Below are 20,580 nucleotides of genomic sequence, written 5' to 3' on the forward strand. Positions count from 1 at the left end.
GAAGGCGATTTTTGCGTATTCTTGTTTTTATAATCATTATAGTTGGTTTAGGAGTGGGATATAATTTCTTTTTAGTTCACTTTTCTGGAGAGGGGAAAGCCACTCCCGAAGAGGCACTGCAGCAAGATGGGAACTATGAGTGGGTTGAGGGACCAAATAGTGAGAAGGAACAAAGATATTTCTTCTTATCGGATGGTAATTATTTTGGAACAGAAGTTGTAACGAAAAATTTCAAGGGCTGGAGTTCAGGAGTTGGTACAACCTCTCCATTGCCTAAAGCATTGGAAGACAATGTTATTAATGTCGCTTATTCTGATAGTAAAATACTTTTTGGAATGATTAAGCCAGATGGGGAAGTAAAAGTTACCGTTAACAATTATTCTACTAAAAGAATTCCGCTAACTTCTTTCTCGAATGAAGTTTTAGAAAAATACAATGTTGAAGGATACGAAATCTGGTACATAGAGTTATCGAGATTACAAGATCCGAAAAACTATTTAATTCAAGTATTAGATGAAAATGATTCTTTAATTAATGAGTTATCAATCTGATAGTTATCGTTCATAATTGAAAGGGATATGAAAGTAGTTATTCCAAAATACTATCTTTTCTATTTTACTATAGTAAGTTATAATATTGTATGCATAGTAAATGGCTAGGTCATAAATATAACTTATCACAAAAGATAATATTAATGTAATTTACTTATGTATATAAATCGTTTATGATGATTTATGGAGAAAAGCTTTGCAAGCATTTCAATAATTAATAGGGGGAGTACAATAATGGCAAGCAACTTACACAACAGCCGTTCTTCATTTGATGTTAATGGTAAAACATATAACTTCTACCGTTTAGCTGCAATCGAAGAAGCTGGCGTAGCAAACGTATCACGCCTACCTTACTCAATTAAAGTTTTATTAGAATCTGTATTACGTCAATTTGATGATTATGTAATTAAAGAAGAGCACATTAATAACTTAGCGAAATTTGGTGCAGGTGCTGACCCAGAAGGTGAAGTACCTTTCAAACCATCACGTGTAGTATTACAAGACTTCACAGGTGTACCAGTAGTAGTTGACTTAGCTTCTTTACGTTCTGCTATGAAAGAATTAGGTGGAAATCCAGATAAAATCAACCCAGCTATCCCAGTTGATCTTGTAATTGACCACTCAGTACAAGTTGACAAGTATGGTAATTCATCTGCATTACAAACTAATATGGACCTTGAGTTCGAACGTAACGCAGAACGTTACAACTTCCTGAAATGGGCTCAAACTGCATACGATAACTTCCGTGCTGTTCCTCCAGCAACTGGTATCGTACACCAAGTTAACCTAGAATATTTAGCGCCAGTAGTTCACGTTAAAGAGAACGAAGATGGCACATTTGAAACATTCCCAGACTCAGTAGTAGGTACTGACTCACATACAACAATGATCAACGGTATCGGTGTACTTGGATGGGGCGTTGGTGGTATCGAAGCTGAAGCAGGTATGCTTGGTCAAGCGTCATACTTCCCGATTCCAGAAGTAATCGGTGTTAAATTAACTGGTGATCTTCCAAATGGTGCAACTGCAATGGACTTATCATTAAAAGTAACTCAAGTATTGCGTCAACGCGGCGTAGTAGGTAAATTCGTAGAGTTCTTCGGTCCTGGTGTATCTAAATTACCATTAGCTGACCGTGCTACAATTTCAAACATGGCTCCTGAATATGGTGCAACATGTGGTTACTTCGCTATTGACGAAGAATCATTAAACTATATGCGTTTAACTGGTCGTGACGAGGAGCATATCGCAGTTGTAGAAGCTTACTTAAAAGCAAACAACCTGTTCTTCGATCCATCATTAGAGCCTGTTTACACTGATGTATTAGAAATTAAATTAGAGGACATCGAACCAAACCTTTCTGGTCCAAAACGTCCACAAGATTTAATTCCTCTTTCAGATATGAAAGCTCGCTACCATGAAGCAGTAACTGCTCCAATGGGCGTACAAGGATTTGGTTTAACAGAAGATGAATTCGCTAAAAAAGCTACAATTAAATTTGCAGATGGCGATGTGGAAATGCCAACAGGTGCTGTAGCAATCGCTGCAATCACTTCTTGTACAAACACATCTAACCCATACGTTCTTTTAGCTGCTGGTTTAGTTGCTAAAAAAGCTGTAGAAAAAGGTATCCAACCACCTGCATGGGTTAAAACTTCTTTAGCTCCAGGTTCTAAAGTAGTAACTGGTTACCTAGAAGAGTCAGGTTTACAATCTTACCTTGACCAAATCGGTTTCAACACTGTAGGTTATGGTTGTACAACATGTATCGGTAACTCTGGTCCATTACTTCCAGAAATCGAAGATGCTATTAAAGACAACGACTTATTCGTAACTTCAGTTCTTTCTGGTAACCGTAACTTTGAAGGTCGTGTACATCCACTTGTAAAAGCTAACTACTTAGCATCACCACCACTTGTTGTTGCTTACGCATTAGCTGGTACAGTTGATATCGACTTGCAAAAAGATGCAATCGGTACTGACAAAGATGGTAACGCTGTATTCTTCGCTGATATCTGGCCTTCAACTGAAGAAGTAAACGCTGTATTAAACAAAGTTGTAACTCGTGAATTATTCCAAAAAGAATATGAAACAGTATTCACAGCTAACGAAAAATGGAATGCAATTGAAACATCAACTGAGTCTTTATACACATTTGATGACAAATCAACTTACATCCAAAACCCACCATTCTTCACTGGTCTTTCTAAAGAGCCAGGCGCAATCCAAACTCTTGCTGGATTACGCGTAATCGCTAAATTTGGCGACTCTATTACAACTGACCATATTTCACCAGCTGGTGCAATTGGTAAAGATACACCTGCAGGTAAATACCTACAAGAAAATGGTGTAGCAATCCGTGATTTCAACTCTTATGGTTCTCGTCGTGGTAACCACGAAGTTATGATGCGCGGTACATTCGCTAACATCCGTATCCGTAACCAAGTTGCTCCTGGTACAGAAGGTGGATTCACTACTTACTGGCCAACAGGTGAAGTTGAGTACATTTACGATGCAGCTATGAAATATCAAGAACAAGGTACTGGATTAGTAGTATTAGCTGGTAACGACTATGGTATGGGATCTTCTCGTGACTGGGCTGCTAAAGGTACATTCTTATTAGGAATTAAAACAGTTATCGCACAAAGCTATGAGCGTATTCACCGTTCAAACCTTGTAATGATGGGTGTATTACCACTTCAATACTTACCAGGTGAAAGCGCTGATACATTAGGATTAACTGGTAAAGAAGAAATCTCGGTAAACCTTACTGATGATGTGAAACCTCGTGATATCTTGACTGTAACTGCTAAAGCTGAAGACGGAACTGTTAAAGAGTTCAAAGCTCTTGCTCGTTTCGACTCAGAAGTAGAAGTAGACTACTACCGTCACGGTGGGATCCTGCAAATGGTTCTTCGTGCAAAAGCAGCTGAATAATCGTTTATAGAGAAAAACCGATAAGTTCATTCGAACTTATCGGTTTTTTTGCATATAAACAAACAATTATAGCAATTGGATTTCCAAAATTAGCCTCCATTTTTGTAATATTTTAAAAATTAACACCAATATATAGAAAGTTTATAGATTTTTAGAAATATATCGTTTAAAATATAATAAAATTAGATTATTTCATAATTTTAAATTTATTTTCCTTGGAGGTTTTATTTGAATGAAAATTTCTAAAAGTAGCAAGATCTTTATAGCATCCGCAACAACTGCAGCACTAGCATCTTCTGTATTAGTTGTTACTCCTCAACAAACTCAGGCTGCAAGTCCATTCAAGGACGTTTCCACATCAAATACTCATTATGAATCTATTTTAAAGTTATCAGATTTAGGTATTATTAACGGTTTTACAGATGGTACATATAAACCAAAAGCGGATGTTACACGTGGTCAGGTAGCACAACTTTTAGCGAAAATTCTTAAACTAGATACAGAGAATCCAAAAGATCCTGGATTTACTGATGTAAAAAAATCTAACGGCTACTATGGTGCAATTGCTGCTTTAAAAGAAGCAAAAATTATCGATGGTTATGAAGATAAAACCTTCAAAACAAATGAAAAAGTTACTCGTGCACATTTAGCAAAAATGATCTCAACTGCTTTAAAAATCTATCCTAAGAATAATGAAGCATTACCATTTACGGATGTGAAATTATTTAATGACGAAATTAAAGCTCTTTATGATTTCGGTATTACTCTTGGTACTTCAAAAACGACATTCGCTCCAAATAAAAATGTAACTCGCGGGGAAGTGGCTTCTTTCCTTTATCGTGCTCTAGATGTATATGAGGCTACATTCTCATTATCAATTATGCACAGTAACGATACGCATAGTGCTGTTGAAATGGCACCAAAACGAGCTGCTGCTGTAAACGAGCTGCGTTCAAAAAATCCAGATGCATTACTATTAGATGCTGGGGATGCTAACACAGGTACACTCTACTACAATGAATTTAAAGGGCAAGCAGATCTTGCACTCATGAATTATATGAAATATGATGCAATGACATTTGGGAATCATGAGTTTGATGCAGGCTCCACTTCAGAAGGTCATCAAGCTTTAGTGGATTTCATCAAATCAGCAGATTTCCCATTAGTGAGTGCAAACGTTGACTTCTCAGCGGATTCGAAATTTACTGGTTTATTTTCAGATTTAATCTCTAGCGAACCTGAAAACGGTAAAATTTATAACGGCATTATTAAAGAAGTGAACGGTGAGAAAATTGGTATTTTTGGTTTAACTACTGCTGAAACTGCTGATATTTCATCTCCAGGAAGCATTGCATTCGAAAATTATATCGAAGAAGCCGAAAAAGCGGTTAAAGCCTTCGAAGACTTAGGTGTAGATAAAATTATTGCGCTATCCCACCTAGGTTTTGATGATAACCCTACTGTGGATAACGATATTGTTTTAGCTGAAACTGTTGATGGTATTGATGTTATTGTTGGTGGGCACTCACATACTACATTAAACGAACCATATGTAGTAGATTCAAAAACAACAGGAAAAGCAAAAGACACAACGTTAATTGTACAAGCTGCCAATGCGAGTAACTATTTAGGAACTCTAGATGTTACATTTGACGAAGAAGGAGCAGTTGTAGCATACCAAGGGGAATTACTTGATCTTGGCGAATTTGCAGATGATCAAGGGGCACTAAATTTATTACAGCCATATAAAAAGCGTGTTGATGAAGTTGGAAATGCAGAAATTAAAGCGACAACAACTGAAGCTCTAGTAAGTCCACGAGTTTCGGATGAAGGGAATACGGAACAGTTAAGTGTTCGTAAAAATGAAACAGCCCTTGGGAATTTAATTACTGATGGAATGGTTGAAAAAGCGAGAAGCTTTACGCAAAAAGACGTAATCATGGCCGTTCAAAACGGTGGAGGTATTCGTTCTGCCATTGATGCAGGACCGATAACAGTTTCTGAAGTAATTACTGTTCTTCCATTCTCAAACACACTTGCAGTAATGGATGTGACAGGTGCTGAGTTAAAAGCGACATTTGAAACTAGTGTTGGTGTTTACCCTAAAGAGAACGGTGGATTCTTACATGTATCCAAAGGAGTAAAAGTCCAATTTGACTCTTCTAAGCCTGCTGGTGAACGTATTGTAAGCATTTCATACACTGATGCAGAAGGTAACGAAGTAGTACTTGATGATAATACAACTTACACTATCGCTACAAATGCTTTCACTGCTAAAGGTGGAGACGGATTTGATGTATTTGCGAAAGCTTATGCCGAGGGTCGTGTAACAGATTTAGGTCTATTAGATTGGGGAAACTTTAAAGAGCACTTGGAATCAATCGGTACAATTACACCTGTAACTGAAGGGCGTATTGTAGACGTAGCAAAATAAAACTTTTCAGAAAGGACTTGATTTACAAAGAGTTGTAAATCAGGTCTTTTTCATTTTATTTGAATGATTTTTGCAGGAACATTTCCATCTTTATTTAATGAAATTTACAAACTATTAAAATTTTAGTTGAAATTAATACTATCAGTTAATAAAATAGTAAATACATAATGTTTTATTCTAAATCTACAGGAGGAATTATGAATAATAGATATAGTATTTTAGCGAAGTTTCGAGAGGGGCATTATTTTTACTTAAACTTCAATAATCCTAAAATCTTAGATTGTTTAGAACAAGTTCCTCCACCAAAAGGTTTGTTGGCACTTGCAGAGTGGCCGATATATAATCACGCAGAGATTGAGTTTTTTGTTGAATTAATCAACGGCAATATTAGATACTACCACTTGAAAGATAGAAGATTAAATGTAATGAAAACAATAAAACTCGATCAAACAAAATTCGACAACAATTAAATTAATATAATAGTTTAGTTTGTAATGTAATTACACGTTTTAATAGTTAATTCTGATTAAAATAGGCTCTCAGACTGTCCATGAAAACGTTTGTCTGCCAAGGTCCATAGGCATGACTAGCGAGCGTTTGATAACGGTCTGAAAGGGGGTACCACAAATGTGATACCCCCGTTTTTACCATTCAATTTTCGCAAGTATACCCTCATCATCATGTAGGTCTAGCATGATTCTGGCAGAAATGGAATCTCGATTTAATCTCTCATCAAGATATAGTCTAATCGGTGATAAAATTCACTGTATTATAAAAATCCATTTGGCCATTCACATAGGCTTCCGCAGTGTAACCAGTTGCATCATCATACATCAACTCGACTTCCACATCAGTTGGCTGGACATTTTTAAATTTTGCATGGAAATAACATATTGCATTTATGACTTCTTGCTCTGATAATGTCATCTTTTCCAATTGTCAGTTACCTCATTGTTTTTCTTGCGTTTAATCATTTGGTAAATTTTCATACAAATAAAGACAATGAAAATAATGGCAGCTGCATTAATCGCAAACCCTAAAATATTACCAATCAAACCCATATCCGAGAACAGACTACCAAATAGTAAACCAGCTAGTCCACCGATAAATAAACCCTTCATGAGACCACCGCTAGTGAATCCACCTTTAGTAGCTGTGGTATTGGATTTATTTGTTGTCGTTGATTTGTTGACCGTAGAATTTGTTCCTGAATCATTATTTCGAATATTATTATTCGTTGTTCCAGGACTTGTATTATAGCTTTTCTTACCAGATTTGTACGATTTTGCTTCGACAGTTTGTACATGGTCGAAAAAGGGCATAACTGTGCCAACACTTGAGAACGCTAAAGTGAAGGCAAATAAAATTGCAAAAAGCTTTTTCATCATATATTTAACCTCCATCCTTTTTAAACACAAACTCGAATTGTGCTTATATACTATAATTATACCAAAATATAAATTAATTAAGAAATATTTGCTATCGTATACTATCATGCAATTATATTTTGGATAATCTATGCTGTTTCTATGCAAAGAGAAATATTCGTTTATAGGGTAATTAATAGTAAATCTTCCATTTTTACAAATGAGAAAGTATGATAGAAAAGGAAAATAAATTAGCTTTTTTGCAATTATGAAAGGAATGAAATGAAGTTGAAAGATGCGCGTTTTAAAATTGCAAATCGAGAAGCCTTAATTGGAGTTGGACTTGTAATCATAAATTTTGCTATTTGGTTCGGATTTGCCTACGGGATGGGTTCTGGGGATCCAACTGAATATAACTTTATTATGGGATTTCCAGCCTGGTTTTTCTATAGTTGTATTGCAGGGACAATCTTTATGATCATCCTTATTTGGATAGCTATTAAAGTTTTCTTCAAGGATGTCCCATTTCATGATGAGGAGGATGAAGTATGATTCATTGGCAAGTAATTCTTCCACTTATCATCTTTTTAATCATCATTTTTGGAATAGGTTTTTGGGCAAATAAACAAGTACGCACGTCAAATTCATTCTTGCAAGAATATTTTTTGGGAGGCCGAGAAATGGGTGGTTTCCTTCTTGCAATGACAATGATGGCTACATATGGAAGTGCATCAAGTTTTATAGGGGGACCAGGAGTATCCTATAATTTAGGGCTCGGATGGGTATTGCTCGCTATGGCGCAATTACCTGCAGGTTATTTTGTCCTAATGATTCTGGGTAAGAAATTTGCCATACTCTCTCGCCGCTATGAAGCAATTACCTTAATCGACTTTCTGAAAAAACGTTATAACAGTAATATTGTGATTTTTATTTCGGCAATAAGTATTATTGTTTTCCTGTTTGCCTCTATGACAGCTCAATGGGTGGGGGGAGCACGACTAATTGAGTCGTTAACAGGTTTAAATTACACGGTGGCTCTACTAATTTTTGCTGTAACGGTACTTGTTTATGTAATTATTGGTGGTTTCCGGGCGGTAGCATTAACGGATGCATTGCAAGGTACGGTCATGATTATTGGAACTGTCATATTATTAATTGGTACAGTTTTAGCAGGCGGGGGCATAGATCCAATTATGAGCTCGCTCCTAAATGAGAATCCGCAAATGTTATCACCATTTGGTTCCGACGGTTCTCTTACACCTTTATATGTATCCACTTTTTGGATATTAATAGGGCTTGGGGTTATTGGGTTACCCCAAATTGCTGTACGAGCTATGAGTTACAAGGATTCTAAAAGCCTACACCGGGCAATTCTTATAGGAACGATTGGAATCGGTACCATTATGTTTGGTATGCATTTAATCGGAGTTTTGGCTCGTCCAGTAACTCCTGGGATTGAAATTGCAGATAAAGTAATGCCAACATTAACGCTGGAAGTATTGCCACCCGTTCTCGCGGGAATTGTTCTTGCAGCTCCTATGGCTGCAATTATGTCGACAGTAAATGCGCTACTGATGCTGGTTAGTTCGACTGTTGTAAAAGACATATATCTTAATTTCATTAATCCGAAAGCTACAGATTCACAAATTAAAACGAGAAGTTTTTGGGTGACGACAATTATTGGACTAGCAGTTGTCCTTTTTTCCTTAAATCCGCCCGAATTATTAATAATGCTTAATCTCTTTGCATTTGGTGGATTAGAATCTGCGTTCTTATGGGCCGTTGTTTTTGGACTTTATTGGAAAAAAGCAAATAAATATGGTGCTATTTCTTCTATGATTGTTGGCCTTGTATTGTATATAGCAATTTACCAATTATCACCGAATGTTTTTGGGATGCATTCAGTAACAATCCCGATTTTTGCATCCTTGATTACATTCGTAATCGGGAGTCTGGTAACGCAAAATAAATCATCCCTAGATACGACAAACTTATAAATGAAAGTTTATTATTTAGTTTTCCTTTAAGTTGTGATAATGTCTTAAGTATGCAAATGGGACTTTCTTAAACGAAATGACCGAGGAAACATTGTTGGAAAGGGGTCGTTTCATAATGACAAAAGATATAAATGCTCAATATAATGGAATGATTTTATTAACAGGATATTTACAAAGATTGTTCGTAGCTGAAACGATTTATCGGCGTATTGGAGAACCATACGATCAAGAGCGTTATGACAAAGCTAAAGCGCTTTTAGATGAAGCTTATACTATTATGCCGGTTTTTGAAGAAACAAGAAGCCTTACATCTGCTCAAAGAATTCAACTTCAATTGATAGCGCAGCAAACGGAAGAGTTGATGCAGAGCTATTTTAAACAAATGCCTTTAACTTTTAAACAAAAGCTAGCCATTGTAGGTTCTTCTTTATATGCAGAACAACACGTAAACTCAGGTATTGTGCGTCTTGGCAAAATGTTTAATGTTGAGGTTAATAAAGACTTCCATCAGCGAGTTAAGTTCTATGAACAACGTACAAAGATGGTTGATTATCTTGTTTTTACCTTGCACCATAACGAGGAGCCAGAGGAACAGTTCAAGAAACCGATTGATCCATGGTTTAATGATGTGATGAAAAATAAAGAGTATATCTTAAATGATTTTGAGCAAATCGCTGAATTATTAGAGTTTAACTAAACAAAAAGCTGATTGGAGATGGAACTCTCAATCAGCTTTTTATTATTCAAAAAATACTTTGTCGATGTTATATTTCGCACGAAGTTTATTAATTGCATATGTTTCGTAAATTTCTCGTTCCATTGCATCTTCCACTTCATACACTTCAATTTTATAGATTTCGTCACGGTGATTTTTCATTGGAGAAACATTATCCTCAAAATGCTTTTTAATACGTTGGCGAATTTTACGAGCTTTCCCTACAAATAAAACTTCGTTTGCTTTGTTATAGAATAGGAAAAATCCACCATTTTCACGAGTGATTTTGTGAAAATCAATAAAGCCATGGAAAGGTGTAATCGGTACTTCGCCCTCTTTTAATACTTGTTCTCGTTGATAAATCACAAGATTTGGTTTTGGTAATTCAATTTTAATCAAAATAGTTCACGTCCTTCATATGAATAGAGTTTTATGCTACCATAAATACCAATGAATTGCTATAAAGGAAACGACAATCAAAGGTCTTTTCATTAATATTCAATATATATTATCGACAAAAGAGGGAATCGTTATTTATAGATACCGTGAAATTTGTTTATGCTAGAATTTAGCAGTTGGATTCATATAGCAATAAAAGGAATCACAAAAGCAAGTATAATAAAATTAAATATCATCATCTCACTTTTCCTAACCGCTTTTTAGGATTTGCCAATTCTTTGTAATATTTTTATAAATCTCCACGTTAGCACATCCAAGGAGATAATTTAATTCATAGAATAAAGTATCTTGGTTATGTGAGGTGAAAATTTATGTCATATAATTATGAAGGCGGAAATAACTACGGTAGTACATTTGTATTAATCGTTGTACTATTCATTTTATTAATCATTGTTGGTGCATCGTTTATGAGTTATTAATTTTTTCTGCTGTGAGGACCAGGCTCAATCTTCCTGGTCCTTTTAATATTAACAGATTATGAGTAATTATTGTTTTAATTTGGTATTAACTTGTGTTAAATTTTCAATGAAGATTCAAAAATACCGTTTATAAATTATTATTGCGTTATACTATTAGTTAGAGGTGAAGAGAATGTTTGTTAGTGAAAAACAAATTGAAATACGTTATGCAGAAACAGATCAGATGGGTGTCGTGTACCACGCAAATTATCTAGTGTGGATGGAGATAGGACGCACTCAATTAGTCAGGGATGCAGGATTTAATTACGCAGGACTTGAAGAACAAGGATATATCTCGCCAGTGCTAGATTTATCGATTCAATATAAAAAAGCAATGCGTTATGGCCAAAATGCAACGGTGAGAACTTGGGTACAATCCCATTCCAAATTAAAGACGGTTTATGGCTATGAAATTTTACATGAGGATGGTTCTATCGCGGCGACTGCGACTTCATTACATACGTTAGTTAAAAAAGATAGCTTTCGACCTTATCCACTAGGAAAAGTTGACCCTGAATGGGATGCAAAATATCTAGAAATAGCACATACTGTAATTTAATTATCGTTTTAGGGTAATAATCCCAGACAGTCTTGAAAATGTTTCCTAGACATCGTGTGCCGACGAAGCATTGACCCGAAGAGGACAAACCGTCCATGAGGGAGCGAGCCAATCAACGGAGGAGAAATCTTTGTCAAGAGTTTGAGACTAGCAATTTTGCTGGTCTTTTTTTAACGGATTTAAAAAAAATCAAAGGACTTTCTCCAAAGAAGGGACTCGTCTATCAGTTCTGTTATTGGACAGGTTGTACATTTCTAAATACATTTCATATTAACAAATTTCAAACTATTGTTGTCAAGCTACCAAGAAGAAATAAATCTTGATATAATAAATTTTACGAGAAAAATTTAAATCGAATGGAGGGGTGTAATCATGGTGCAAAAAATGGAAACAATTGAGGCGATGAAATGCTTTATCGTCTTAACCAATACTGCTCGAGAAGCCATTAAACAACACTTTCAGGATGAGCACTCCTTCTTTAAGCTACAAAATCCTTTCGAGGTTTATATCGAGAAGCAATCTGTCGAAGAAACCTCACTTTCCTTAACAATCTTCTTTGATAACCAGCGAAATGAAAAATTGAAAAAGAAATTTGAAGAGCGCGTCGTTATTATGGATTGTGCCTTCGACTTGAAAAACGGTTTGGTTGCTAAAAGCTTCCGTACTCGAGGGAAAAATACCCCGGTTGCAACAAATCGTCGACAAAGAATGCGTATTCGATTTGTTCCATCCCGCATCAATGGTCATACATATCCGAAAGAATTTATTTCAACAATAGCCCAACTTCCGATTGCCCAAGAACGTTTTGACTTTGTTAATAAACGGATTTCGAGCTGGGAAGGGTATTTAAAAGTTCAATATAAAAATGCATCGATAGATGATATTGATGCAACTTTCCATTCCTTGCAATATAGCTCTGACTACTCAAAGGTCTCTCTTCGTTGTAACGGAATCGATGATAAACAGTGGAAGCAGTTAAAAGGTTTAAGTGCCTATGTGAAAGGTTATCCTCGAGAAATTGGGGAAGTTGTAAAAGCAAATAAGCAGGAAAGAACCATTCAAATAGAACTAAATTCCAGAGTCGCAAAGCTTGCGCGGACGAACGAATTCGATTTCTCATCTGAATTCATCACCTTTAGTAACGCTTCAACCAAATCCCAGCTAAATCGACTGTTAAAAGGATTCGAACGCCTAAAAGAAGGCTTGGCTGCAAACCCAAATCTTGAAAATATTTTATTTGAAGATACTCCGAAAATCGGTGAACGAAATAATGATTTGGAGCTTGAGTTTCATAATAATTTAAACGAATACCAAAGGGCTGCAGTTGCCGGGGCGGTGTCTGCCGAGGATTTATATGTGATTCAAGGTCCCCCGGGTACTGGGAAAACAACAGTTATATCAGAAATTTGCTACCAAAACGCAAAAGCAGGGTTAAAGACTTTAATCGCTTCCCAGTCCAACTTGGCAGTAGATAATGCATTAAGCCGCCTATTATCCAATAAGGATATTCGAATACTTCGATATGGTCGTACCGAAAGTATTGAAGAAGAAGGTAAAAAGTTCATAGAAGAGAATGTCTCCGAATATTGGAAGAAACAAACTTATGAAGCCATCATAAAAGAAATAGAAGGGCATCAGACAAAGGAACAGCGGTTAAAAGAAGAGATTTCAAACTATCAATCTGAAATAGCAATCCTAAAAGAAAAAGAAATTAACCTGCTTGGGGAAATTGAAAAAAAGGAAGCTGCCAAAGAAAAACTAGAAAAGATTACTGAAGAAATTACTCAGCTAAAAAAACAAATTATCCCACTAAAAAAAGAACGAGAAAAAACAGAACAATCTCTAGAAAAGCTACTAGAGTCGCGTAATAAGATAGCGGCACGCTTGAATGAAATTACCGAAACACTCGAATTGATTGGTTCAGCTGACTCAATTGATGAAGAAATCCAAAATGCGCGGAAGAATATTGATAAAAGTAAGAGAATGCTTGAATATTCTCAAGTGAATTCCGACCTTGAAACAATTGAATTACAACTTGAAGAAGTGCGAAAACAAAGCAAAAACTTTGAAGATCGTACAAGCATGATGGATTCTACAATTAAAGAAGTTCAGGCCTTCAAAAAAGTGTATGACGTTGAGTCGTTCATCGAAAAGTACCAAATCCGAAGAGGCTATGTGTTGAATCGCCTTTTTTCTGACTTGGAGAAAATTCATGAACAATTGATTGGCTTCAAAACACTAAAAGAAATTACAATTCGATTAGATAAAGCGATTGAATACAGCAACTCAACTTTAGGCATACAGGTTCCAGCACCGGAGTTACCTTCAAATCATCATTATTCATTGCAAGAAATTGATGAATTTTTATCGAAGCTAAGCCTCGCTTTTGCCCAAAAGAAGATTAATAAAGACAATGGGGTACGTTCTATCCAAGGTCTTTATTTAAGAAAGCTTGTAATCAATCAAATAACTCATCGCTATCAAGCTTTAATTGATGAATCTCTTTTAGTCTTCAATAAAATAAAAGAAGAAATTATTGATCAAATGATGCAGCAAGACGGAATCGATCAATCTTCAATATTATCGATTAAAACAAAAGAAGAGAACCTAGTATTAAGACAATCTCATTATAAAACACAGCTACAATCTTTTAATCTTACACCGCAGGAAATGGAGTCACTTCCTTCTGTTGCTGAAATTCACACAGTTTGCGAGGTTTTAGAAAAAGAAATTGTAGAATTAGAGCAAAATAAAGAGAAAATCGACGGGCTAAAAAACCAACTTTCGAAAAAACAGCAAGAGTTTGAAAGTGTACAAAATCAGATTAATAACGGTGAGTCCGTACTGAAGGATCACATGGTTCAATTAAAAGAACTCAACTCAAAAGGAATTCAGCTTGAAAAAGATAGTGAAGAACTTGAACAGATTACGAAACAAAATCCTGAGCTTGAGCTGGAAAAAACAAAAGAAAAGATAAAACTAATCGAACTGGAAATGGAAAAACTACAGAAGAAAATCGAAATGCTTCCTGTTGCCCAAAGTATGCAGCTACAGTGGAAAGCACTGCTTGAACAAGCAACTGAGCATGACTTAGAAGAGATCCGTAAGCTTTATGTAAAGCATGCAAATGTTATTGGGACAACCTGTGTTGCTTCAGCCAATAAAGAGTTTATGGAAAACTATCCAATTTTCGATGTGGTGATTATTGACGAGGTCTCTAAAGCAACTCCTCCAGAGCTATTGCTGCCAATGCTTAAAGGTAAGAAGGTTGTGCTAGTAGGGGATCATCATCAGCTTCCTCCGTTAATTGGAGATGATACGTTTGAAGAAACTTTGGAAACGGTCATTAAAGAAAGTAATACCTTTGAGGAAAAACGCGAATTAGAAAAGCTGCTTGAAGAATCTTTATTCGAACGTTTATATAAGAACCTACCAGCTTCCAATAAGAAAATGCTTGCGATTCAATATCGTATGCATGAAAACATTATGAAGACTATTTCACCATTCTATGAATATGGAAAGGATTCTTTACAATGTGGTCTTCCTGATTCAGATGCTTTACGCGACCATAAATTAGAAAGTCCAATTATTAACCGAAGTGAGCATCTATTATGGGTAGATATTCCGAACAAACAGGAATTCTTTGAAGAGCGCATGAAGGAAGGCTCAAGTTTGCTGAATGAGTCCGAGCTCCAAGTAATCCGAAATATGTTGATTGATCTGAACGAAGCAACGGCGAAAGCTAAAGACAAAGGATTAATGCCAGAAGATGAATTAAAATCTATTGGAGTAATTAGTTTTTATGCAGCACAAGTAAAACGAATTAACAGACTTATTGAACAAGAGTTGAACCTTCCTCATCTACACATTCGAACTGGTTCTGTCGATAAGTTCCAGGGAATGGAGATGGATGTGATTTTAGTAAGTATGGTTCGCAATAACGATAATAAACACGGGGATATTGGTTTTGCCAAAGATTATCGTCGTTTAAATGTTGCCTTATCACGTGCCAGGGAATTACTTGTGTTAATCGGAAGTACAGAAATGTTTGTCAACCGTCCCAAAAAAGAAGAGACCCGTAAAATGTATAAAACACTTCTAAATACAGTGAAGTCACAAAATGGGTATCGAAATACAATTGAGAGTTTTATTTCATAAAAGGAGAACACGATGGAACTACAATCCTTACAGCAGAAGCTTGAGTTAGAATTAACAAATAAATCAAAAGCTGTGATACTAGAATCTGATACTTGGTGTGTTCCTGTTCGTACATTAGAAGTCACATATAAGCCAGTCAGACGAACGAAAATGGATATTTTAATGAAAATGCTCTTTCTATCATTGAAAGATACAAAATTTCAAAGTTCCGAACAAATCAGCGAAATACTCCTCGTAGAGCAGCTTTTTGTGGAAGATTTGTTATCGAAAATGCAAAAGACAGGGTTAATTGAGAAAGTGGATTCATACTTTCAATTAACAGAAAAAGGGCAAAAGCAGTTTGCCAATGGGGTATTTGAAGAGGAGCAGGAGGCAACCTCCACCGAGATTTTATATAGTTCTACGCATAAGAACTTTTTAGTCGGGGATATAGAAGAAGTGCTGGAATTTGAAGATTTTCCAGAGCAAATTTTCCGTTATCAAATTCAAAAAGATGAACTTCCTATCGATGATCGCTTTATGGTAGAAGCAATTCGTTCGAAAAAAGATGACAATGATGAAGAAATTGAGGATGAGCGGGAAAAACTTTTTATCACTTCCATTGATTCTGTCGAAGATGTCCAAGTAAATGACGTGCCATGTGTAGAATTTCTGCTTTATGATGAAGAAAAGGATTTATTCTTCTCTCGTGTTTGGAATACGTTGATGAAAAAGTGGGATGATCATTTAGAAAACCTCATCCAGGAAAATGAAAAATCATCATGGAGACAAAAATTACCATTAGACTGATGGTCTCAAGTAAAGACTCTATGTAAAAATTCGATTAATTGAATTAATTGAAATCTAGAATATTGCAAATATATATGAACCGTGTTACGATTAGTTTAATTTCATCTATCTTATCAAGAGAAGCAGAGGGATATGGCCCGATGAAGCTTCAGCAACCTCTAACATCGTTAGAAAGGTGCTAATTCCAGCAAGACATAAGTGTCTTGGGAGATAAGAGTGCGCGTATATCTAATACCCTCTCATTCTCACGCTGGAATGGGAGGTTTTTTATTGTATAGATAGAATGAATTTGGCATGTTAAGAAATGGGGGAACAAGAATGCCGATTAATATACCAAAGAATTTACCTGCTGGGGAAATATTGCGCAAAGAGAAAATTTTCGTTATGGAAGAAGATCGCGCAAGCACACAACAAATTCGACCATTAAATATTTTAGTTTGTAATTTAATGCCTGAAAAAGAGAAAACGGAGTTACAGCTATTACGTTTACTAGGGAATACACCATTACAAACAAATGTTACATTTTTAAACACTGCTACATATGCTTCTAGAAATGTTTCGAAATCACATTTAGATACTTTTTATAAGACCTTTAACGAAATTAAGCATCGCAGATTCGATGGCATGATTATTACAGGTGCTCCAGTTGAACGTATGGAATTTGAGGATGTAATCTATTGGGAAGAAATTAGTGACATTATGGATTGGGCTAAAGTGAATGTTACTTCCTGTATGTATATTTGTTGGGGCGCACAGGCGGCCCTTTATAAACATTTCAATATCGGAAAATTTGAGCTTCCTAAAAAATGCTCGGGCATATATTCCCATGTGATTACTGATTTAACTGTCGATTTAGTGCGCGGATTTAGTGATGAATATGTTGCACCGCACTCTCGCCACACTTCTGTTTCGTTAGAGGAAGTGCGTAATCATCCGGAATTGCATTTACTTAGCTACTCAGAAGAAGCGGGTCCATTTATTGTACAATCAAAAGACACGAAGCATATTATGATCACTGGCCATTTAGAATATGATGCGACAACGTTGGCAGATGAATATGCACGGGATATAGAAAAAGGGGACTCGGTAGACATTCCCGTGAACTACTTCCCGGATAATGACCCGAACAAGACACCCAAAAATACTTGGCGGGCTCAATCATATCTTCTTTTCTACAACTGGTTAAACTACTATGTTTACCAAGAAACACCATTTGATTGGCACTATGTTGAGGATACGATAGAATTCCATATTTAGTAAGTGAGCCATGTGTTTAAAACACATGGCTTTTCTATTTGGAAATTTATTTCCGGTATTGAGATGATTTTATTTGTGGAAGGATTATTGTGTTTCATACTATTAATTACCACCACTTTTTGCCAGTAATAGATGACTTTTTGTATTCATCATGATAATGAATAACAAATTCTCAAGCAGTACATCATTTTTGCCCATCAATTACTTCCAAATCTGATTAAACCCTACAATTTTGTGGAAATAAATCATTATAGAATGAATATTCATCGGGTTTAGAGAAAAAATACTATTGGAAGGGGGCAAAATTATGTCTGAACAAATGAATTATGGTGAGGATTATAAGTATATACCCATGACCTCGGTTTCAAGTGGAAAAGGTCAAGAAGTAAGACCTGATATATACTCTTTTACAATTCAGGTAGTCAATGTGTGTATGATTGGCGAAGCAAACAATTCAACAGGCTGGACATTAGTGGATGCAGGGATGCCTAAATCTGTTAATACCATCATTAAAGAAGCAGAAAAGCGTTTTGGACCAAACGCTCGTCCAAATGGCATAGTGCTAACCCACGGGCATTTCGACCATGTAGGGGCAGTCATTGAGTTAGTGGAGCATTGGGATGTACCGGTTTATGCCCACGAATCAGAAATTCCATATTTAACAGGGGTAAAAAGTTATCCCGATCCAGATCCAACTGTGGAAGGTGGACTACTTGCAAGAATGTCTCCTTTTTTTCCAAATGAACCCATCAATTTAGGGTCGCATGTAAAGCCATTACCAAGTGATGGTACTGTACCGATATTAAAGGATTGGAATTGGGTGCATACACCTGGGCATTCTCCCGGACACGTTTCTTTTTTTAGGGAGTCAGACGGAGCTTTAGTGGTTGGTGATGCATTTGTGACTGTCAAACAGGAATCGCTTTTTAAAGTGCTCGTACAAGAGCAAGAAATTAGTGGTCCTCCGCGTTATTTGACAACCGATTGGAAGCAAGCTTGGCACTCTGTAAAAAAACTAAAAGATCTAAAACCGACTATTGCAATTACTGGTCATGGTTTACCAATGCAAGGTAAAGAATTGACTGACAGTCTAGAAATGCTAGTAAATGATTTTGAACAAATCGCAATACCGAAATACGGCCGCTATGTAGATGATATAGAAAACTAAATTACTTCACAAAAAAGGGTGTGTTTTGCATCCTTTTTAGTGTCCCTTCATAGCCACTAAAGGAATAACAAACAAGAGTAAATGATAATTGATAAACCTACTCTCAAAGAAATAAAGTCACTATTTTTTCACCTGTATTGATTGCTTTAGTGATGGATATAGGTGAAATTTATTTGATATTTATCTATAAAAAATGCCCGAAATTTTTGTTTGTGGCGTTAATTTATCATAAAAGGAAGATTAGAATGCTGAAACAATTCTAATCAAGCTGCGTTTAAAATGGGTTTTCTTGTTAGGGAAAACCCACATTTTTGTTTACAATAGGAACATCGCAACAATCGTTGTTACGACTAATCCAATTACTACAGGAATTAAATTTCTACGTGCTAATTCAAAAGGGCTTACATTACAAATCGCTGCAGCAGGAATCAGTGCCCAAGGAACAAGTGTACCTCCACCGACCCAGATCGCGGCAATTTGACCAAGAGCAGTAAGAGTAGCCGTTCCTTCACCAATCGCAGTACCGAACAGATTAGCAATGGACCCGGCTAATGTAATTCCCGAGAATCCGGAACCATCTAATCCTGTAATCGCCCCAACTGTTGTTAAAGTGATTGCAGCAATTTCACCTGTTAATGGCACAATAGCGGCAAGAGCGACACCGAGGTCATTGACAATCCCTTGCGATCCATACGGTAAATACTCACCGAGCACTGCAATAAATCCTGAATCTCCTAGATAGAAGAAGGCAGCAATTGGAATAACCGGACCAAATACTTTAAACCCAAATTGGAAACCTTCGATTAAATAGCTTGTCGTTTTTTCCAAGCCGTCATTTTTATGGGCAAAGATAGCCAGCAAGATGAGAATGAATACAGTTGTTCCACCCACGAGGGCTGTCGCATCGCCACCTGAAAGATTAAAGACGGACATTCCGACAACATCGAGCACAAAAGCAACTGGAATAAGAACGGCAAAAAATTTACGCTGTCCTGCAGTTAGTAAACTCGTATTCACAGTTTCTTCTTTTTTCTCACGATCGAATGTACCTACCATTTCCATACTGCCACGTTTCATATCCCTTCTAAGCATGAAGAAGGCAACAATGGTTGTCACAGCCCCCATTACAATCACTAGTGGAATACTAGCCGTAATCACCTCTGAAACAGGGAGCCCTGCGGCATCAGCTGTTAACTTTGGTGCACCTTGTATGATAAAGTCACTAGAAAGAGCAATTCCGTGACCAAACAAGTTCATTGCCATGGCTACTCCTAAAGCAGGGAGACCTGCACGAATGGCAACAGGAAGAAGCACTGCACCAAGGAGGGCAACTGCCGGAGATGGCCAGAAGAACCATGAAATGATCATCATTAATATCCCAATTGTCCAATAGGCAAGGGAAGGGTTTTTAATGATCTTTGTGAATGGGGAAATCATGACTTCATTGATTCCCGTTTTCATCAAAACCCGACTCATCGCAACAATAATGGAGATAATAAGAATGGTCGATAATAGTTCATTAATGGCGTAGATAAAGCTGTCAAATACGCCACTGATCGAAGCGGTAAAGTCCCCGGTTGCCACAATGGCAATGACGAAAATCCCGATAATACATATTAAAGACGTATCCCGACGTCTGACCATAAACCCGATTATCAAAACAATGAACACAACATAAATCCAATGCAACGCCGACAAATCAACACCCATATGTCTATCCCCTCTATTCGT

The 20,580-nt window shown here is 36.5% G+C and carries 17 protein-coding genes and 1 riboswitch; of the genes, 13 read left to right on the forward strand and 4 right to left on the reverse strand.

The window, feature by feature from the left end; genetic code table 11:
* The first annotated feature begins 11 nt into the window (after window positions 1-11).
* From ACFQU5_RS13600 to ACFQU5_RS13615, 4 genes are all read left to right on the forward strand, one after another.
* Window positions 12-551: a hypothetical protein gene (locus ACFQU5_RS13600; protein ID WP_390288623.1), complete on the forward strand. Its 540-nt coding sequence runs from the start codon at window positions 12-14 to the stop codon at window positions 549-551.
* Between the two features lie 231 nt (window positions 552-782).
* Window positions 783-3,488, forward strand: a complete 2,706-nt coding sequence (acnA, locus tag ACFQU5_RS13605; protein ID WP_390289338.1) for an aconitate hydratase AcnA — start codon at window positions 783-785, stop codon at window positions 3,486-3,488.
* Between the two features lie 232 nt (window positions 3,489-3,720).
* Window positions 3,721-5,922 carry a 5'-nucleotidase C-terminal domain-containing protein gene (locus ACFQU5_RS13610; RefSeq protein ID WP_390288625.1) on the forward strand — a complete coding sequence of 734 codons (2,202 nt, stop codon included), beginning with the start codon at window positions 3,721-3,723 and terminating at the stop codon, window positions 5,920-5,922.
* Window positions 5,923-6,119: 197 nt separating this feature from the next.
* Complete coding sequence (locus ACFQU5_RS13615; protein WP_390288627.1) at window positions 6,120-6,392, forward strand: hypothetical protein; 273 nt, start codon at window positions 6,120-6,122, stop codon at window positions 6,390-6,392.
* A 274-nt stretch (window positions 6,393-6,666) separates the two neighbouring features.
* Here the strand turns inward: ACFQU5_RS13615 and ACFQU5_RS13620 are convergent, their stop codons facing one another.
* Together ACFQU5_RS13620 and ACFQU5_RS13625 are read right to left on the reverse strand one after the other, a co-directional pair.
* Window positions 6,667-6,849, reverse strand: a complete 183-nt coding sequence (locus tag ACFQU5_RS13620) for a DUF2653 family protein (RefSeq protein WP_390289341.1) — start codon at window positions 6,847-6,849, stop codon at window positions 6,667-6,669.
* Window positions 6,846-7,307: a hypothetical protein gene (locus tag ACFQU5_RS13625; protein WP_390289344.1), complete on the reverse strand. Its 462-nt coding sequence runs from the start codon at window positions 7,305-7,307 to the stop codon at window positions 6,846-6,848. The genes ACFQU5_RS13620 and ACFQU5_RS13625 overlap by 4 nt, the downstream gene beginning before the upstream one ends.
* Window positions 7,308-7,577: 270 nt before the next feature.
* Here ACFQU5_RS13625 and ACFQU5_RS13630 point away from each other — a divergent pair, with 270 nt between their 5' ends.
* The 3 genes from ACFQU5_RS13630 (at window position 7,578) to ACFQU5_RS13640 (ending at window position 9,983) form a co-directional block, all read left to right on the forward strand.
* The gene (locus ACFQU5_RS13630; protein ID WP_390289347.1) at window positions 7,578-7,841 is read left to right on the forward strand and encodes a YhdT family protein; all 264 of its coding nucleotides are present in this window, start codon (window positions 7,578-7,580) and stop codon (window positions 7,839-7,841) included.
* Complete coding sequence (panF, locus tag ACFQU5_RS13635; RefSeq protein WP_390289350.1) at window positions 7,841-9,286, forward strand: sodium/pantothenate symporter; 1,446 nt, start codon at window positions 7,841-7,843, stop codon at window positions 9,284-9,286. The genes ACFQU5_RS13630 and panF overlap by 1 nt, the downstream gene beginning before the upstream one ends.
* A 115-nt stretch (window positions 9,287-9,401) precedes the next feature.
* Window positions 9,402-9,983 (forward strand): hypothetical protein, encoded by a 582-nt coding sequence (locus tag ACFQU5_RS13640; RefSeq protein ID WP_390288629.1) that lies wholly within the window; start codon window positions 9,402-9,404, stop codon window positions 9,981-9,983.
* A 42-nt stretch (window positions 9,984-10,025) separates the two neighbouring features.
* On the opposite strand, the gene ACFQU5_RS13645 is transcribed toward ACFQU5_RS13640, so the two are convergent.
* Window positions 10,026-10,400: a nucleotide excision repair endonuclease gene (locus ACFQU5_RS13645; protein WP_390288631.1), complete on the reverse strand. Its 375-nt coding sequence runs from the start codon at window positions 10,398-10,400 to the stop codon at window positions 10,026-10,028.
* A 371-nt stretch (window positions 10,401-10,771) separates the two neighbouring features.
* On the opposite strand from ACFQU5_RS13645, the gene ACFQU5_RS13650 reads away from it, so the two are divergent.
* The 6 genes from ACFQU5_RS13650 to ACFQU5_RS13675 all read left to right on the forward strand — a co-directional run bounded on the left by ACFQU5_RS13650 (window position 10,772) and on the right by ACFQU5_RS13675 (window position 18,849).
* Window positions 10,772-10,879, forward strand: a complete 108-nt coding sequence (locus ACFQU5_RS13650) for a YjcZ family sporulation protein (RefSeq protein WP_390288633.1) — start codon at window positions 10,772-10,774, stop codon at window positions 10,877-10,879.
* 172 nt (window positions 10,880-11,051) lie between these two features.
* Window positions 11,052-11,477 (forward strand): acyl-CoA thioesterase, encoded by a 426-nt coding sequence (locus ACFQU5_RS13655; protein ID WP_390288635.1) that lies wholly within the window; start codon window positions 11,052-11,054, stop codon window positions 11,475-11,477.
* 372 nt (window positions 11,478-11,849) lie between these two features.
* A complete protein-coding gene (locus ACFQU5_RS13660; protein ID WP_390288637.1) occupies window positions 11,850-15,635 on the forward strand; it encodes an AAA domain-containing protein in 3,786 nt (1,261 codons plus the stop codon).
* Window positions 15,636-15,647: 12 nt separating this feature from the next.
* A complete protein-coding gene (locus ACFQU5_RS13665) occupies window positions 15,648-16,424 on the forward strand; it encodes a hypothetical protein (RefSeq protein ID WP_390288639.1) in 777 nt (258 codons plus the stop codon).
* A 107-nt stretch (window positions 16,425-16,531) separates the two neighbouring features.
* Window positions 16,532-16,641: riboswitch (SAM riboswitch) on the forward strand.
* A gap of 101 nt (window positions 16,642-16,742) precedes the next feature.
* Window positions 16,743-17,681 carry a homoserine O-acetyltransferase MetA gene (metA, locus tag ACFQU5_RS13670; RefSeq protein WP_390288641.1) on the forward strand — a complete coding sequence of 313 codons (939 nt, stop codon included), beginning with the start codon at window positions 16,743-16,745 and terminating at the stop codon, window positions 17,679-17,681.
* Window positions 17,682-17,988: 307 nt separating this feature from the next.
* Window positions 17,989-18,849, forward strand: a complete 861-nt coding sequence (locus tag ACFQU5_RS13675) for an MBL fold metallo-hydrolase (protein ID WP_390288643.1) — start codon at window positions 17,989-17,991, stop codon at window positions 18,847-18,849.
* Between the two features lie 315 nt (window positions 18,850-19,164).
* Here the strand turns inward: ACFQU5_RS13675 and ACFQU5_RS13680 are convergent, their stop codons facing one another.
* Complete coding sequence (locus tag ACFQU5_RS13680; protein WP_390288645.1) at window positions 19,165-20,559, reverse strand: hypothetical protein; 1,395 nt, start codon at window positions 20,557-20,559, stop codon at window positions 19,165-19,167.
* Window positions 20,560-20,580: the final 21 nt, after the last annotated feature.

Source organism: Ureibacillus sp. GCM10028918, assembly GCF_042666115.1.
Lineage (GTDB): Bacteria > Bacillota > Bacilli > Bacillales_A > Planococcaceae > Ureibacillus.

What these genes read in the sequence shown, in the direction of transcription:
- ACFQU5_RS13610 (WP_390288625.1), top strand. Translation starts at nt 3,721, where the DNA reads ATGAAAATTTCTAAAAGTAGCAAGATCTTTATAGCATCCGCAACAACT.
- ACFQU5_RS13615 (WP_390288627.1), top strand. Translation starts at nt 6,120, where the DNA reads ATGAATAATAGATATAGTATTTTAGCGAAGTTTCGAGAGGGGCATTAT.
- ACFQU5_RS13620 (WP_390289341.1), bottom strand. Translation starts at nt 6,849, where the DNA reads ATGACATTATCAGAGCAAGAAGTCATAAATGCAATATGTTATTTCCAT.
- ACFQU5_RS13625 (WP_390289344.1), bottom strand. Translation starts at nt 7,307, where the DNA reads ATGAAAAAGCTTTTTGCAATTTTATTTGCCTTCACTTTAGCGTTCTCA.
- ACFQU5_RS13640 (WP_390288629.1), top strand. Translation starts at nt 9,402, where the DNA reads ATGACAAAAGATATAAATGCTCAATATAATGGAATGATTTTATTAACA.
- ACFQU5_RS13650 (WP_390288633.1), top strand. Translation starts at nt 10,772, where the DNA reads ATGTCATATAATTATGAAGGCGGAAATAACTACGGTAGTACATTTGTA.
- ACFQU5_RS13655 (WP_390288635.1), top strand. Translation starts at nt 11,052, where the DNA reads ATGTTTGTTAGTGAAAAACAAATTGAAATACGTTATGCAGAAACAGAT.
- ACFQU5_RS13660 (WP_390288637.1), top strand. Translation starts at nt 11,850, where the DNA reads ATGGTGCAAAAAATGGAAACAATTGAGGCGATGAAATGCTTTATCGTC.
- ACFQU5_RS13665 (WP_390288639.1), top strand. Translation starts at nt 15,648, where the DNA reads ATGGAACTACAATCCTTACAGCAGAAGCTTGAGTTAGAATTAACAAAT.
- metA (WP_390288641.1), top strand. Translation starts at nt 16,743, where the DNA reads ATGCCGATTAATATACCAAAGAATTTACCTGCTGGGGAAATATTGCGC.
- ACFQU5_RS13675 (WP_390288643.1), top strand. Translation starts at nt 17,989, where the DNA reads ATGTCTGAACAAATGAATTATGGTGAGGATTATAAGTATATACCCATG.
- ACFQU5_RS13680 (WP_390288645.1), bottom strand. Translation starts at nt 20,559, where the DNA reads ATGGGTGTTGATTTGTCGGCGTTGCATTGGATTTATGTTGTGTTCATT.